Here is a 14720-nt window from a genome sequence, read left to right on the forward strand (position 1 = left end):
CGCCCCTAAGCCGCCAAAGCGTTTATAAGCCAATCCCGCATATGTTGATCCTCAAGGGCATAGCTTCCGCGTCCTGGCCGCCAAACGAGCCCCTTTTCACGCAACGCATCTAAGGCTTTTTGCACCTTTGGGGCCGTCGGAGCGTCGTCGATCTGTGTTCCGATCCGCTCTAGGGTGCGGGCAGCAAAGGGTGAAAATGACGCTCCATCTTCGATGAGCACCCGCAAAACCGAACGTTGCATTGCGTTTAAGGTCCCAAAATCATCTTCGTGTTGGCGCCAAATTCGGGCGCGCAAAGAGTCCGGCGAGGATTGCACGGTTTGCTTTAATCCCTTACTGCCGGACATGCTCAGGGCATGTTCCATTACAACATGGGTTAGCGTGCGCGGTTGATACCCCAAAAGTTCGAAGGCTGCCTCGACATCATCAACATCCAGCTGATTGCCCGGTGCCAAACGTGGATTAATAGCAGACACCAAACTTTCAATATAGTCGCGCCCCAGTCGCGGGAATTCTTGGACCTGAGTCCCATAAAACGGTGCGGTCCGTTTGAGAACCAAAGCCCCTAATTTGTCGCGATGTGATCCAGCAAAAAGTAGGTGAAATTGCGCAGCCCCCCCGGATGACCCCGTGTCGCGACTCGCCTGTTGCAGCGCAGACAGTGCTGCTTGACCTGTCGGGCTTTCCCAAGCCTCCTGAGCTTCATCAATGATCATAACAAGAGGACGCCCCGAACGCGCGATGATTTCACCGACAACCGTGCTCAACGTGCCTTTGCGTCGGGCCCCATTTTCAGGAAGGAGGCAGGTATAGGTGCCAACGCCCACTTTTGAAATCGGAAGGGTGTTTAGGCTAATACCCCGTTTGTCAGCGACGTTGACCAACTCAGAAATAAGAACATCAACGATGTTTTTACCCGGATCACACGACAGAGCATTCCAAAGGTCACAGTAGATCGTATGAAATCCGCGACGATTTAGAAGGGGCACAAGATCACGCTTCAGAAAAGTTGATTTTCCAGTATTGCGGGGCGCGGTCACAAATTGTGCAGCAGCATCAGAGCTATTCCCTAAGTCCTGAAACTTGTCTGCAATAAGGTTTGCTTGGAATTGACGTGGAAAATGGAAATCATAGCACATAGGACAACCGAAAATATGAATTTGTAAAAAAAGCCGGTGGCAACCCATACTAAAGAATAGGGTCCGACCATAGCCCACATCTTAAAGTTTAATTTTCCGTTAATCTAGACGCTAAAGTGCCTCAGTCTGATACAGTTTGACCTTCAGTCCACCAAAGGCAATTGGCGGGCCGGATTTGAACGGCAAACCGGCGGATTTCGCCAAACCTGCGTCGCTGGTTACCATTCCCACGCGCCAACCTGCAAAACGCTCTTTTAGGGTTTTTCCAAGGCTGCCGTACAATGAAAACAGCAGCTTACGATTTCCGATACGGGCCCCATATGGCGGATTGACGATCACCAAACCCGGCGGCCCATCGGGCCGTTTCAAATCGGAAACAGCGGCGCGCTGGAAATGGCACAACTCATCAACTCCAGCCCGTTTTGCATTGGCAATACTCGATCTAATCGACCCGTCGTCACGATCCGAGCCATAAAAACCGGACGTTACGTCAACTCGCGCCGGAGTTGCAGACCTCATATCGGCCCAAAGACCGGCATCAAAACTCGCCAAATCCTCAAAGGCAAAGGTACGTGAGCGACCGGGCATGAGGCCTGCGGCAATTTCCGCCGCCTCAAGAACAAACGTGCCCGACCCACACATTGGATCGACCACCGGCTCGGTCCCGGCATACCCACATTGGCGTAAAAATAGCGCCGCAAGGGTTTCGCGCATCGGGGCTTTGCCGACGGCTTCTTTGTGGCCGCGACGGTGTAACGGTTCGCCCGAGGTGTCCACACTGATGGTGACCAGATCGTCTTCGATCCGCACCATCACGCGCATCGCGGCATCGGCCGATATTTCTGCGCCAAGGGTTTCCTTAATCGCGGTTTCGACACGCTGACGGGCGGCACGATCATGATAGATTTTCGACTCTCGGCACGTCACATCAACCCGAACCGGGACGTCAGGCCGTAAAACAGCTGCCCAATCGAATTTGCGCGAACGTTTGTCGAGCTGTGCCAGATGGAAGGCCCGGAACGAACCGACACGCGCCAAAACACGCCCCGCCCCGCGCAAACACAGATTGGCGCGCCAGACCTCTGGCCAACCGCCCGTTGTGGTCACGCCTCCGGCCACCGGTTGCGGATTGGCAAAACCCGCTTCGCGTGCCTCATCAGCCAGAACAGCTTCTAGCCCCGGGGGAGCCGCCAGAAAAATTTCGAAATCTGTGGTCATGTGGCCCGTGTAGCGGGTGATCCCGCAGGGGACCAGCCAAAACAGTTCCCGCCACGGATGTCATGAATTTGAAACAGAGCATTGCGAATCCCGTTTGGCCACATTAAATGGAGCCTTGAGAGGTTGCGCGGGCGAACGCCTCGCCAACCTGGTCAGATCCGGAAGGAAGCAGCCACAACGAGTCCCGTTTGGGTCGATGCAATCTCTCACCTATTTTTCCAAAAGACCAATATGAGCGACGGGGCTGGCCCAAGATGCGGCCGGCTTTGGGTGAGTTCTAGTCTGAGTGTCGCATAAAGAGCGGCATGTTTTGCTCTGCACCTCTGGCCCAATTGATCTGATTGGCATTGCCGATCCCGGCCTCTTGGGCGGTGGCGAGACGATCCTTGGTGTCCCCCGGAGCAGCCCCGGTTTCGATCATCAAGCGCAGCGCAACCATCGCCGAACGCGCCCCGCCATCGCCGCACAAGACCACCACGCGGCCGCCACCGCGCAAAGCCCGACGCGCCCGTTCGCTTATCTGATCCCAGGTCTCGCCCTCCGCAACCTCAGGCACGTCGCCCGGTGCGATTTGAAAATGGACCCAACGTGTGCCGTGATCTTGGACATCCGCGCCCAAACCATCGGCATTGGCCGCCGTGATTTCCTCGGGCGTGGCCAGTGTGATGACCATGGCGGGCATCCAGCTTGAGAGATGTTCGAGATCACCCGCGTAATCCCCACCTGCCCCCGGCAAGCTGGACAAGGCCAAGATGCCACCGCCAACAGGCAGCGCCTGTATCACAATCGGATCGGTTTTTGGCGCAGCGTCAGAGCTGGTCGGTGCCGAAGGTGTCACAGTCACGTACCTGCCCCCCATCATATCCCCGCGCAAACCAGCGCGCCCTTTGTTCAGATGTCCCATGTGTAAAGGTGTGCGGCTGGGGCACACGCCCAGCGCGGCGCTGCAAATGATCGTCGCCAATTTTGCGCGCTGCATTCAAGGCTTCGTTCAAATCCCCGGGCTCAAGCATGCCATCCACATAGCGCGCCCAAACCCCCGAAAGGCAATCGGCCTGTAGCTCTAACCGAACGGTCAGGGCATTGGCCTGCGCCTCCGACGCTGTCTTGCGGCGTTTGTTGACCTCACCCAAAATGCCCAACTCGTTCTGCACATGGTGTGCGACCTCATGGGCAATCACATAGGCGGCGGCAAAATCGCCCTTGGCCCCAAGGTTGCGCGCCAGCGTGTCAAAGAATTCAGTATCGAGGTAAGCCTTTTCATCCGCCGGACAGTAAAACGGCCCCGTCGCACCCGAAGCCCCACCACAGGGCGACGAGGTTTGCCCGGCAAACAAGACAAGCACCGGGGCTTGGTATTCGCGACCAAGTTGATCGGGAAAAACCTGAGACCAGACGGTTTCGGTTGTGGCAAGCACCTGAGAGGTGAATTGGGCCGCGTGTTCGTCTTGCGCCGAGACCTGCCGAGGCGTGGATTGCGCGGGCGCGTCAAGCTGTTGCAGCAAACCCGACACATCAACCCCGGCGAAATAGCCAACGGCCAGAATAATCAACAATCCGACGCCGCCGATCTTGGCCCCGCCTTTTCCGCCGCCGCCCGGTTGTCGACGACGGTCTTCTATGTTCCGGCTGCCACGAACCCCGCGCAGTCTCATACTCATCTCCCCCAGGCAAACACCGAAGCGATGATACACATCACAAACGTTTGGCCTAGCGATTCGTTAACGCGGGGCTTTTGACGGGCGGGTGAACCGCGTTTTGATCAGACAAGCTGCCCCGGATGTGCCTCAGCCCAATCTTCGAGAAAGGCGCGAAGGTCTTCGCGGCCCGTCTGGGAAATTGCGGATCGTGACAGGGCCACCCCTTCGCGCACTGCCAATTCCAGACAGGTGAGATAATCCCGGCCCTCCCGATCTGGATTGTTTTCAGAGCCGTGCAAAATCGTCGACAGCAAAGTGCCCCCGTAGCCGTTGACATGGCTGAGGTCCGGTTTCATCCGCAAGAAATACCCCATAACCTCGGGCAACCCTTCCCACCCGGCGATTTGCACCGGGGTAAGACCTTCGGCATCCGGTTTGTCCCAGGGCAGGCCCAGCGCGATCAGGCGTTGGACCTGATCCAAACGTCCGGGCAGGTGCAAGATTTCGCGCACAAGGTCTGCATAGGCCTCGGGGAGCAAAGCCGGATTGATGAACTCCCCCGGACTGTCTTGACCAGTGGCGGCGCGCGCCATGAGGGTTTCTTCGCGCGACAGCGGCGTTTCGCCCCCCCGCGCCTCAATCGCTTTTATGACCGCTTGGTTGCCGTGAACCTTGGCATAGCCATAGGCGCTCGCGCCTTTGTAAATCCGCGCCGGATCGGCACCGGCTTGTAGCAACATGTCGACCATCCGTTCATCCGACCCACGCCGCGCCGCCTGATGCAGCGCCGGGACAACCCAAGGTGTTTCGCCCCCAACCTCATCGGCGTTGAAATCATCCGCTTGCGCGCCATGCTCCAAAAGCATTTCAACCGCTTTGTGATCGTGAAAATCCATGGCCCGCAAAAGCGCATTGGTGCCTTTGGGCACCGCCCCCGCCGTGAGCAACATGCGCAGACCGTCGTGATGACCAAGCTCCGTTGCATGATACAGGCTTTCGCCATCGTTGGGATCGGCCCCATGATCCAAAAACCACTGACCCAGCGCCATATTATTGGCATGGCCAATCGCGCCATAAAGCGCCGAAAGACGATGATCCGAGCCGGGTTGATGGGGGAAACTATCATTCACATCGGCACCATGGGCCACAAGCATTTCGGCGATGTCGAGCATGGCAGGTTTTAGATCAGGCCAGGCTTGAAACCATTTGGAAAATGCCAAATGCAAGATCGGACGGCGCGGCCCCATTGGGGTTGTGGCGCGTTTTGGATCGTCGGCAAGGGCGCGTCGTACGGCGTCGACATCATATAACGCCACTTGCAGGCCAAAATGACCGTCTGCCAAATCCGGCGTGTCCCGCAACAAGGCCGAGACCAGCGCGTTTTGACCATGGTAGAGCGCCAGCTTGAGACGTTGCACCTTGGTGGCGCGATCAAGACCAATGGTTTGCGCTGCGTGTTTAAGCTGTGGCCAACTTGCAAAACTGTTTTCCTGCGCGATAATATGTAGGAAGTCGGCGCGTTTCAGCCTGCTGAGATCGGCGCGCGGCCGGTGTTGTTTCACCCGTTCAACCGCGTGGGGCACCGAGGCCGCATAGTCGTGTTGCAACCGTTTGGCGGCAAAGCGCAAATCATCAAGGCGCAGCTCAGGTTTGGGGATGGTCATGTTCGAGTTCCTCCCTTCGTGCCCGCTGATCCGCTAATCGGGCAGAGAAACCGAATTTTCAGTGAAAATTCGATTGGCCAAGGGTCCGGTATTTGGTCGGACACTGGGCCAAAGCAGGTGCGCATGCTTTCCGCGGATCTGGTGGCCCCCTGCCGATGGACCTTGTCCCAAACTGCCCGCTCTGAATTGGAAAATCAAGCGGTGGACGCCCCCGCTCGCAACGCGTAGCTTGTGCGCTGACTCTTTGAGACTGGACCGACATGACCGACACGCCCGAATATCAGGTTCTTGCCCGCAAATACCGCCCCGAGACCTTTGCCGATCTTGTCGGACAAGAGGCGATGGTGCGCACGCTGCGCAATGCATTTAAGGCGGATCGCATCGCCCAAGCCTTTGTTATGACAGGCATTCGAGGCACCGGCAAAACCACTACGGCGCGGATCATTGCCAAGGGCATGAATTGTATCGGAGTGGATGGCGAGGGCGGGCCAACAACCGACCCTTGTGGGACATGCGAACATTGCGTCGCAATCATGGAAGGCCGTCATGTTGACGTGATGGAAATGGACGCCGCATCGCGCACCGGTGTAAACGACATCCGCGAAATCATTGATTCCGTGCATTATCGGGCCGCCTCGGCGCGCTATAAAATTTACATCATCGACGAAGTTCACATGCTTTCGACCAGTGCGTTTAACGCCTTGCTCAAAACGCTCGAAGAACCGCCAGCCCATGTGAAATTCATCTTTGCGACCACCGAAATTCGCAAGGTTCCGGTGACGGTTCTATCGCGGTGTCAGCGCTTTGACCTGCGCCGGATTGAGCCCGAGGATCAGATCGCCCTGCTCCGCAAGATTGCGACGGGCGAAGGAGCCGAGATCACCGATGAGGCGCTGGCCTTGATCACCCGCGCCGCCGAAGGCTCGGCACGCGATGCGACCTCGCTCCTTGATCAGGCGATTTCGCATGGGGCCGGTGAAACCACCGCCGATCAGGTGCGCGCCATGTTGGGCCTTGCCGATCGCGGCCGGGTGATGGACCTGTTTGAACGCATCATGCGCGGCGACGCTGCCGGAGCCTTGGAAGAGATGGCCAGCCAATACGCCGACGGGGCCGACCCCTTGGCGGTTTTACGAGATCTGGCCGAACTGACCCATTGGATTTCGGTGGTGAAAATCACCCCAGATGCCTCGGATGACCCGACCATCGCCCCAGATGAACGCGCCCGCGGCTTGGCCTTTGCCGACGGGCTGGGCATGCGCACGCTAAGCCGATCATGGCAAATGCTGCTGAAAGCGATCGAAGAAGTGTCTAACGCCCCATCGTCGGTGATGGCGGCGGAAATGGCGATCATTCGATTGACCCATGTTGCTGACTTGCCCTCCCCCGAAGAGCTGATCCGCAAGTTACAAGACACGCCGCAGCCGTCTGGTCCCGGCCCACAGGGCGGCGGAAGAATGATGAACCAAGGCGGCGGTCATGTTCACGCGCAAGGTGGCGTGATGCCAACCCATCCGGGGCCAAGCGGCCCGGTCGCCCATGGCAGCGGCGCGGCAACGGCGCTCGCCACCGATCAGGCTTTGGCGAAATATCCCAGCTTTGAGCATGTTCTTGAGCTGGTCCGCGTCAACCGCGACGTGAAGCTTTTGGTCGAGATCGAAGGCAACCTGCGCCTCGCCGCTTATCAACCCGGTCGCATCGAATTCGCCCCAACCGAAACCGCCGCCCCAGATTTGGCGGCCCGCTTGGGGAGTTCTTTGCAGCGCTGGACGGGCAACCGCTGGGTTGTGACGCTTGTAAATGATTGCAACGCACCGACGATTGTTGAGCGGCGCGATGCGGCGAGATTGGCGTTGCACGCCGAAGCCGAACAACATCCATTGGTTCAGGCGGTGCTAGAAGCGTTTCCCAAGGCCGAAATACTGGATGTTCGCACCGCCGAAGACATCGCCGCCGAAGCGCAGGAAGAGGCGCTACCGGAAGTCGAAGACGAATGGGATCCGTTTGAAGAAGACTAGGAGGCGGGCGGAACCAAATTCCGTGCACGGAATTTGCAAATTTCATGGATGAAATTTGGCGCAGCCCTGCCTACTTGTGTCCCAAGTCAGGCGTTGCGATAAACGCGCCGACATTCAAAGGCCCCGATCCGGTGCCAACAGACAGGAGATTTACGATGCTCAAAGGACTGGGCCAGCTTGGCGATATGGCCAAGATGATGAAATCCGCGCAGGACATGCAGGCCAAGGTCGTGCAGATGCAAGAAGACCTGACCAACACGATCGTTGTTGGTGAATCCGGGGCTGGCTTGGTCAAGGCACGCGCCACAGCCAAGGGTGAGCTGACCGGTCTGGACATCGATCCGTCGATCTTTGTGCCGTCGGAAAAAGAAGTCGCAGAAGACCTTATCCTTGCGGCGATCAAGGATGCACAGGCCAAAGCCAAGGAGCGCGAACAGGCCGAAATGCAAAAGATCACCGAAGAGCTTGGCCTTCCGGCAGATATGAAGCTGCCTTTCTGATGACGTGTTGGGGCTTGTTTCGACAACTGGCCCCCGCCTTTGTGGCGGCGTCTTTGGCGCTGCCTGCGGGTGCCCAGGACTGGGCCACGCGGGATGTTTGTGACATCCAAGAGCTAGCTGTTTTTCCAGAGGCTCTGTCACCGCTGCCTCTGGAAACGTTGGAACACCAAGCCAACGACATCCCCAATGGCATCGGGCGTTATTGGCAAATATCCGCCCCAAACGGGGCTGTGTCCCACCTTTGGGGCACCTACCATAGTTCCAATCGCTATATTCTCGACCTGCCCGATCAAGTGCTGAATCAGATCGAAACGGCACGTCTCGTGGCACTGGAAATCGACCCAACATTCCGCACGAGAGCTGACATTCATAAAACCGCGCAACAAGCAGGTCGTTACCGCCCCGCCGGAACCTCGTTTCAGTTTGCCGATTTGGGATTGCCTGATCAGATCGAGCTTTGGGTTCGTGACCGAATGGATGCAATCGGTTGGGGTGCATCCTCTGCGGATTACCTGACCTTGGGGGCTTTGGCCGAGCTGTTGCTCTGGTCACCTTGTGATGATTTCGACGGCGGGATCATTCCCGATCAGGACAGTTACATCCAAACCCGCGCCCGGATTGCAGGTGTGCCCATTTTGGGCTTGGAGCCGTCAGACAGGTTGCACCGACACCTAAACCATTCTGACCATCAAGGTTTGGCCCGCGCGATGATTGCGGTTTACGGAGCGTATTTGGCCCCGGTCGCTGACTGGAAACCAATGGCATCGCATATGGCGCTCTATCGTCAGGGCCGGATCGCGGTGTCGATGGTCGCGGATGCGGCCTTTGTTGAACAGACTTTGGGCAATGAAGGATCGGCGCTATATGCGCAGCTCAACGATTATCTTTTGATTGAACGCAACTATGGGTTTGTTGAGGCTGCCACCGACGCGCTAGAGCAAGGCGGCGCTTTCATTGGGGTTGGGGCCTATCACCTACCCGGTGCTGAAGGGGTTGTGGACCTGCTCCGCGCGCAGGGGTACAGAGTGGAGCGTGTCCCCTTGCCCGGCGAAGGTGTTGAATGACCCAATCCACCGATAAAATCGAAGAGCTGATCGCCCTTATGGCACGCCTCCCCGGGCTTGGCCCGCGATCCGCGCGCCGGGCTGTGCTCCATCTGATCCGCAAGCGTGGTATCTTGCTCTCGCCTTTGGCGGACACATTGCAAGAGGTGGCGGCCACGGCCCGCGAATGCCTGAATTGCGGCAATGTCGGCACCTCGGACATTTGTGAGATTTGCGAAGACACGCGCCGCGCCAACGGAATTTTATGCGTTGTCGAAGATGTGGCGGACCTATGGGCGATGGAGCGCGCCGGGGTGTTCAAAGGGCGCTATCACGTTTTGGGCGGCACATTGTCGGCTTTGGATGGTGTTGGCCCAGACGAATTGCGCATTCCGCAATTGATCACCCGCGTTCAGGCCGAGCAAGTCGACGAGGTTATTCTTGCGCTGAATGCCACCATTGATGGGCAGACCACCGTGCATTACATCGCCGATCAGTTGGAAGGCCGGGTCGAGATGTCATCGCTTGCGCAGGGTGTGCCAATTGGTGGCGAGCTGGACTATCTCGACGACGGCACGATCACCGCCGCCTTGAATGCGCGTAAAAAACTGTAGATTGCGCTTGCAGCGGGCGGGTTAAGGGGGCCAGCCCCCTCTGGGCCAAGGGCCCTTTCACCCTCGGGATATTTTTGGAAAGAAGAAGCTAAACTTAGAGTGCTATTGGCGATTTTGGGCCAATGTCCAAGCGGGTGATGTGGTCAGCTTTGTCTTGATGAAAGTATGTCCGCACCAATGGATCATGGCCGGGTATGATCAAGTCGGGTTTTGAGGCGAGCTTGTAAAGCGTGTTGAACCCGTCGAGCATGTTTTGCAAATCCACCACAATGGGGAAGGGTTTACGGGCCTGAAAGTTCTCATAGTAATGCGCCGCGTCCGACGCCAACACCATCCAACCGGCCTGGGTGTGAACGCGGACTGCTTGGAGACCACGGGAATGGCCACCAATGCAATGCACGCTTAGCCCCTCGGCGATTTCGGACTCTCCGTCATGAAAGGTGAGCTTACCGCGATAAAGGCGCGTGATCGCTTCGCAGACATGGCCGGCTGTGAAAGGCATGCGCAGGGTGTCGTGGCACATGCAAGGACCCGTGGCGTAGGCCATTTCCGCCGTTTGCAAGTGCAGGTGCGCATTGGGAAACAAGGCCAATCCACCCGCGTGATCATAGTGCAGATGTGTGACGATGATTTCGGTGACGTCATCCGGTTTCAAGCCAAACGGGGCCAGCGCCTCGGCCGGATTAAGACGAATGGGGCGGTCACGACTTGCGGCCTCGTCGTCGTCATATCCGGTATCAACAAGGATCACCCGATCCCCGCGCCGTAGCAACCACATGAAATAGTCCATGGCATGGGGGGCGTCGTGGTTGTCATCAAAGATGAAGCTGTCGGCGCGGGTGCGGGCATTGCGATCGGCGTATTTGATCGCATAAACCTCCCAGCAATCGGACGGCGCGGTCATCGGATCACCTCGGGGTAGCAGACAAGCGCCTTGTCAACGAGCATCGCATCAACTTGGCCCATAAAGGTTTGGAAATGCGTCGTAGCGAGGTGAGCATCAAAGGCGGCGCGGTCGTCATAGACCTCGTACAAAAACACCGTATCACCATCGCGGCAAATGTCGAATTGCTGACATCCCGCTTCGGTTTCGCGCGACAAGCGGGCATTTTCGGTCATCTTGGGAAGGAACGCCGCCATTTGGCCGGGCTTCACTTGGATCGTCACGGTCACAACATACATTGGGCGGGCTTTCTTTTGAGACAGGAAAAGAGGCGTTTGATGGCCGGGATTTGAGCGCAGATCAGCGTCACGTTCAAGGCAAGAAGGATCGCGGCACCGGGAAGCGACACAAACACGCCCAGATCTCCATCCGATCAGAACAAGGAGCGGCAGCAGGTTTCATCAAAGAGACCCCGAGGATAACGCCCCCAAAGCGGCGATCGGTTATGCCGTCCTATGCCAAAAATAGGACACAAATCTAATGCCGAACATGAGATAGAGATCGTTCATCCCGCTCGCTCCTCTTGGGTCCTGATCCCAAGGGCTCCGATGGTTTTCGACACCAGACCAATTGGCAGCAAGACGGATTGGGGAATGCGCAGGATTGTGATGTCCATCTTGGTGCTGAAGACCTCGAACCCCACACGATTAAGCCTGCCATACCTATAATCAGCACTGCCTGCGGGATGATATTGAGGCCACTTGTCGCGCTAGAATGACATTGTTGGTCTTAGATGCCCCATGAACGCGGCGGCGGGAAAGAGCCGGGAATGCCAAGCACCAATGGCAGGATCAGCGCGCCACCGAAGCAAGAAATAGCGTTGGTTTCAGAGCTATTTAGCCCCTTAAACGCGCCTTGGCCGAAATCATATTATTGGGGCATATGTTTTTGCCGATGCTGGTACCGATGACGCCAAATCAGGCGATGGTTTGATGTAGCATTTGACGGTGGACCAGTTACACGCGACCGGCATCAAGGTTGACAAGTGGCAGGTATTGGAACGTTCGCAAGCACGCGGGCTCCAAACGCCGCAGTCACGAACCGGCAGGGCAAAGTTTTGCAATGTCCCGAGAGGTTGGGACAAAAGACACATTGGTATCGACCCAGATACGCAGGAGTTTCTCGGGCGGTCGCGCTCACCAGCCGCGACACCGGTGATGCACCAATACCGCCTAAGTTACTGATCCAGATTCCTATATATCCGCTGTCCGCTCTGTGATCGCGGGCGGTCCTTATGAGACCCCAAATTGTCATGACCTGATGGTCAGAGGTTTCGATCAGCACGTCGCGGACATCCCAGTTCATCAGGGGTAAGACGGCGCACAAGACCGTCACTTCATTTGGGCACCAGAGCCACAGTGACGCGACCAATCACACGCTGCGCCCAACATTAACGCTCCCCATTTATTGACATGTAGACAAAGCTGGCCTTGAGCGTATTGAAAACTTTTGCGCCTCGGCACCGTGTTGTTTGCTCCGTCATCACAATTGCCAACGCGTTTTCCGCCACAAAGTCCGAGGCAATCGCCTTTTCAAACGTCGCAGCAAGCGGCGCTTTGGCTCTATCACCGGCAAGGTTGTGAACCACATGGCCAATGGCCTGTTTCAAAGGCTGGTATGTGTCCTGCCATCATAGATTTCAAAGGTCGAAGGTGGCGGCAACTGCGGCAAGCTGTGCTGGTTTGAACGTCACAAGTTGACCTCCTAAACGCCTTTGCGTTTGCTACTGCGCCAATTATGTATACATTAAAAAATGCACTAATAGCTTTCTGGCGCATTAAATGCCGGGGCGCGCCACTTTGGGGCATGAGACAAGGACAGGTGAATATGACGAAGACCTATGAGATAGCCGTGTTTGAAGGCGACGGAATTGGCCCGGAAATCACCGGTCCGACGGTGAAAATTCTAGATCAGATGGCGCGAAATTCGAACAGCTATAGCCTGACGTTTACCGATGCCCCCGCCGGGGCGGCCCATTACGCAAGGACAGGCGAATCCCTTCCCGAGGCGTCGATGGAGATCGCCCGGCGGTCCGACGCAATTCTGCTTTCGGCGATGGGATTGCCCGATGTGCGGTATGCAGATGGCACAGAAATTTCGCCCCAAATTGACCTGCGCAAAGCGCTGACCCTCTTTGCGGGTGTGCGCCCGGTGACGGTTCGCGCCGGTCAACGCACCCCGTTGAACATGCCCGACGGCAAGGAGATCGACTTTGTTTTGATCCGCGAAAGCACCGAGGGGCTGTTTTATACCCAAGGTCGGGGTGAGGTGACCGAGAATGAGGCGCGTGAAACCCTTTTGATCACCCGCGACATTTCGGAAAAACTGTTCAAATTTGCCTTTGACCTTGCCAAAACCCGCAAGGCCACCGGCCGTGGACCGGGCAAAGTGACCTGTGTCGACAAGGCCAATGTCTTTCGCGCCTTTGCGTTTTTCCGCGAGATGTTTGATGCCGAGGCCGCCAAACACCCCGATCTGATCTCGGATCACGCCTATGTTGATGCCACCGCGCTATGGATGGTGCAAAAACCCTGGGATTTTGACGTGATGGTCACCGAAAACATGTTCGGCGATATTTTGTCCGATCTGGGCGCGGGTTTGATGGGCGGGCTGGGCCTTGCGCCCTCCGCCGATATTGGTCTGGAAAACGCGGTGTTCCAACCCTGCCACGGCTCGGCCCCCGATATTGCCGGTCGGGGCGTTGCCAACCCCTTTGCCATGATCCTATCCGGAGCGATGATGCTGGAATGGTTGGGCATTCGCCACGATGTTGAGGCGATGCAAAACGACGGCGCGCGTCTTCGCCAAGCGGTTGACCAAGTGGTCGCCGAGGGGCACGTTTTGACCCGTGACCTTGGTGGCGCGGCCGGAACCGCCGATGCCGCATGCGCCGTTGCAGAGGTTTTGGGGGTGGCATGAGTGATCAAAGACTAAGGGTTGCCTGCGTCGGGGCCGGCTATTTCAGCCAGTTCCATTACGGCAGTTGGGCACGCATTGCCGGGGTCAATCTGGTTGGGGCCTGCGACCGTGACATCGAAGCCGCCAAGCGCACCGGCCTCCCCTCGTATAACGATTTGGCGCAGATGATCAACGAGGTCAAACCCGACCTTATCGACATCATCCTCCCCCCTGTCGCCCATGCCCTGATGATCCGGGTTGCCTTGGACAAGGGGGTTAAAACCCTGATCTGTCAAAAACCGTTTTGTCAAAACAAGGCCGAGGCCGAAGAGATGGTTGCCTTGGCAAAGGCCCATGGTGCCCAGATCATTGTGCATGAAAACTTTCGATTTCAACCCTGGTATCGCGCACTTAAAAACCAATTGGACAACAACGCTGTTGGTCAGTTGCAGCAAGTCGCCTTTCGGCTCCGCCCCGGTGATGGCCAAGGCCCACAGGCCTATTTGGACCGCCAGCCCTATTTCCAAGACATGGAGCGGTTTTTGGTCCATGAAACCGCGGTGCATTGGGTGGATACCTTCCGGTATTTGCTAGGCAATCCGACGGCGGTCTATGCCGATCTGCGCCAGATGAACCCAGTGATCGCCGGAGAAGATGCCGGATATATTCTGTTTGACCACCCGGGCGGTGTTCGCGCCTTGTTTGACGGCAATCGCCATCTTGATCACGCCGCAGACAACCATCGTCGCACCATGGGTGAGGCATTGATCGAGGGCACCGAAGGGGTGATCCACCTACGTGGAGATGGATCACTTTGGAGGCGTGGATTTCAGGAATTGCATGAAACCTGTATTCTTCCCCGCGACCATTGGGACGGGTTTGGCGGCGATTGTGTCCACCACTTGCAAAGCCATGTCATTTCAGGCCTTCTGGAGCAAACGCCACTGGAAAACCTTGCACAGGACTACCTGCGCGTGATTGACATCGAAGAGGCCATCTATGCCTCGGCAGATCAGGGGCAAAAGATCAGACTGGAGCCGTAA

Annotated in this window: 14 protein-coding genes and 1 other RNA gene; 7 read left to right on the forward strand and 8 right to left on the reverse strand. The window is 57.1% G+C overall.

What is annotated here, in order from left to right; genetic code table 11:
* Positions 1-5: 5 nt before the first annotated feature.
* Together AC5EFR_RS11955 and AC5EFR_RS11960 are read right to left on the reverse strand one after the other, a co-directional pair.
* Complete coding sequence (locus AC5EFR_RS11955; protein ID WP_493576032.1) at positions 6-1139, reverse strand: ATP-binding protein; 1134 nt, start codon at positions 1137-1139, stop codon at positions 6-8.
* 111 nt (positions 1140-1250) lie between these two features.
* Positions 1251-2357 (reverse strand): THUMP domain-containing class I SAM-dependent RNA methyltransferase, encoded by a 1107-nt coding sequence (locus AC5EFR_RS11960; RefSeq protein WP_493576033.1) that lies wholly within the window; start codon positions 2355-2357, stop codon positions 1251-1253.
* A 114-nt stretch (positions 2358-2471) separates the two neighbouring features.
* Between AC5EFR_RS11960 and ffs the strand changes: the two genes are divergently transcribed.
* An RNA gene (gene ffs / locus AC5EFR_RS11965) (signal recognition particle sRNA small type) lies at positions 2472-2571 on the forward strand.
* A 63-nt stretch (positions 2572-2634) separates the two neighbouring features.
* Here ffs and AC5EFR_RS11970 read toward each other — a convergent pair.
* From AC5EFR_RS11970 to AC5EFR_RS11980, 3 genes are all read right to left on the reverse strand, one after another.
* Positions 2635-3201 carry a protein-tyrosine phosphatase family protein gene (locus AC5EFR_RS11970; protein WP_493576034.1) on the reverse strand — a complete coding sequence of 189 codons (567 nt, stop codon included), beginning with the start codon at positions 3199-3201 and terminating at the stop codon, positions 2635-2637.
* Complete coding sequence (gene ypfJ / locus AC5EFR_RS11975) at positions 3167-4012, reverse strand: KPN_02809 family neutral zinc metallopeptidase (RefSeq protein WP_493576035.1); 846 nt, start codon at positions 4010-4012, stop codon at positions 3167-3169. Before ypfJ ends, AC5EFR_RS11970 begins: the two co-directional genes overlap by 35 nt.
* 107 nt (positions 4013-4119) lie before the next feature.
* A complete protein-coding gene (locus tag AC5EFR_RS11980; protein ID WP_493576036.1) occupies positions 4120-5661 on the reverse strand; it encodes an ankyrin repeat domain-containing protein in 1542 nt (513 codons plus the stop codon).
* 260 nt (positions 5662-5921) lie between these two features.
* Between AC5EFR_RS11980 and AC5EFR_RS11985 the strand changes: the two genes are divergently transcribed.
* The 4 genes from AC5EFR_RS11985 to recR all read left to right on the forward strand — a co-directional run bounded on the left by AC5EFR_RS11985 (position 5922) and on the right by recR (position 9836).
* Complete coding sequence (locus AC5EFR_RS11985) at positions 5922-7679, forward strand: DNA polymerase III subunit gamma/tau (RefSeq protein WP_493576037.1); 1758 nt, start codon at positions 5922-5924, stop codon at positions 7677-7679.
* Between the two features lie 155 nt (positions 7680-7834).
* Positions 7835-8179 (forward strand): YbaB/EbfC family nucleoid-associated protein, encoded by a 345-nt coding sequence (locus tag AC5EFR_RS11990; RefSeq protein ID WP_299920826.1) that lies wholly within the window; start codon positions 7835-7837, stop codon positions 8177-8179.
* Positions 8179-9243 (forward strand): TraB/GumN family protein, encoded by a 1065-nt coding sequence (locus AC5EFR_RS11995; protein ID WP_493576038.1) that lies wholly within the window; start codon positions 8179-8181, stop codon positions 9241-9243. Before AC5EFR_RS11990 ends, AC5EFR_RS11995 begins: the two co-directional genes overlap by 1 nt.
* Complete coding sequence (gene recR / locus AC5EFR_RS12000) at positions 9240-9836, forward strand: recombination mediator RecR (protein ID WP_493576039.1); 597 nt, start codon at positions 9240-9242, stop codon at positions 9834-9836. The genes AC5EFR_RS11995 and recR overlap by 4 nt, the downstream gene beginning before the upstream one ends.
* 94 nt (positions 9837-9930) lie before the next feature.
* Here the strand turns inward: recR and AC5EFR_RS12005 are convergent, their stop codons facing one another.
* From AC5EFR_RS12005 to AC5EFR_RS12015, 3 genes are all read right to left on the reverse strand, one after another.
* Entirely contained in the window at positions 9931-10740 is an 810-nt protein-coding gene (locus AC5EFR_RS12005; protein ID WP_493576040.1) for an N-acyl homoserine lactonase family protein, read from the reverse strand.
* A complete protein-coding gene (locus AC5EFR_RS12010) occupies positions 10737-11018 on the reverse strand; it encodes a putative quinol monooxygenase (RefSeq protein WP_493576041.1) in 282 nt (93 codons plus the stop codon). Before AC5EFR_RS12010 ends, AC5EFR_RS12005 begins: the two co-directional genes overlap by 4 nt.
* Before the next feature lie 1151 nt (positions 11019-12169).
* The gene (locus AC5EFR_RS12015) at positions 12170-12388 is read right to left on the reverse strand and encodes a hypothetical protein (protein WP_493576042.1); all 219 of its coding nucleotides are present in this window, start codon (positions 12386-12388) and stop codon (positions 12170-12172) included.
* Between the two features lie 218 nt (positions 12389-12606).
* Between AC5EFR_RS12015 and AC5EFR_RS12020 the strand changes: the two genes are divergently transcribed.
* Together AC5EFR_RS12020 and AC5EFR_RS12025 are read left to right on the forward strand one after the other, a co-directional pair.
* Positions 12607-13698 (forward strand): isocitrate/isopropylmalate dehydrogenase family protein, encoded by a 1092-nt coding sequence (locus tag AC5EFR_RS12020; protein WP_493576043.1) that lies wholly within the window; start codon positions 12607-12609, stop codon positions 13696-13698.
* The gene (locus tag AC5EFR_RS12025; protein ID WP_493576044.1) at positions 13695-14720 is read left to right on the forward strand and encodes a Gfo/Idh/MocA family protein; all 1026 of its coding nucleotides are present in this window, start codon (positions 13695-13697) and stop codon (positions 14718-14720) included. The genes AC5EFR_RS12020 and AC5EFR_RS12025 overlap by 4 nt, the downstream gene beginning before the upstream one ends.

The organism is Pelagimonas sp., from assembly GCF_058892305.1.

What these genes read in the sequence shown, in the direction of transcription:
- AC5EFR_RS12005 (WP_493576040.1), bottom strand. Translation starts at nt 10,740, where the DNA reads ATGACCGCGCCGTCCGATTGCTGGGAGGTTTATGCGATCAAATACGCC.
- AC5EFR_RS11995 (WP_493576038.1), top strand. Translation starts at nt 8,179, where the DNA reads ATGACGTGTTGGGGCTTGTTTCGACAACTGGCCCCCGCCTTTGTGGCG.
- AC5EFR_RS11980 (WP_493576036.1), bottom strand. Translation starts at nt 5,661, where the DNA reads ATGACCATCCCCAAACCTGAGCTGCGCCTTGATGATTTGCGCTTTGCC.
- AC5EFR_RS12010 (WP_493576041.1), bottom strand. Translation starts at nt 11,018, where the DNA reads ATGTATGTTGTGACCGTGACGATCCAAGTGAAGCCCGGCCAAATGGCG.
- AC5EFR_RS11990 (WP_299920826.1), top strand. Translation starts at nt 7,835, where the DNA reads ATGCTCAAAGGACTGGGCCAGCTTGGCGATATGGCCAAGATGATGAAA.
- AC5EFR_RS11985 (WP_493576037.1), top strand. Translation starts at nt 5,922, where the DNA reads ATGACCGACACGCCCGAATATCAGGTTCTTGCCCGCAAATACCGCCCC.
- ypfJ (WP_493576035.1), bottom strand. Translation starts at nt 4,012, where the DNA reads ATGAGACTGCGCGGGGTTCGTGGCAGCCGGAACATAGAAGACCGTCGT.
- AC5EFR_RS11955 (WP_493576032.1), bottom strand. Translation starts at nt 1,139, where the DNA reads ATGTGCTATGATTTCCATTTTCCACGTCAATTCCAAGCAAACCTTATT.
- AC5EFR_RS11960 (WP_493576033.1), bottom strand. Translation starts at nt 2,357, where the DNA reads ATGACCACAGATTTCGAAATTTTTCTGGCGGCTCCCCCGGGGCTAGAA.
- AC5EFR_RS12020 (WP_493576043.1), top strand. Translation starts at nt 12,607, where the DNA reads ATGACGAAGACCTATGAGATAGCCGTGTTTGAAGGCGACGGAATTGGC.
- recR (WP_493576039.1), top strand. Translation starts at nt 9,240, where the DNA reads ATGACCCAATCCACCGATAAAATCGAAGAGCTGATCGCCCTTATGGCA.
- AC5EFR_RS12025 (WP_493576044.1), top strand. Translation starts at nt 13,695, where the DNA reads ATGAGTGATCAAAGACTAAGGGTTGCCTGCGTCGGGGCCGGCTATTTC.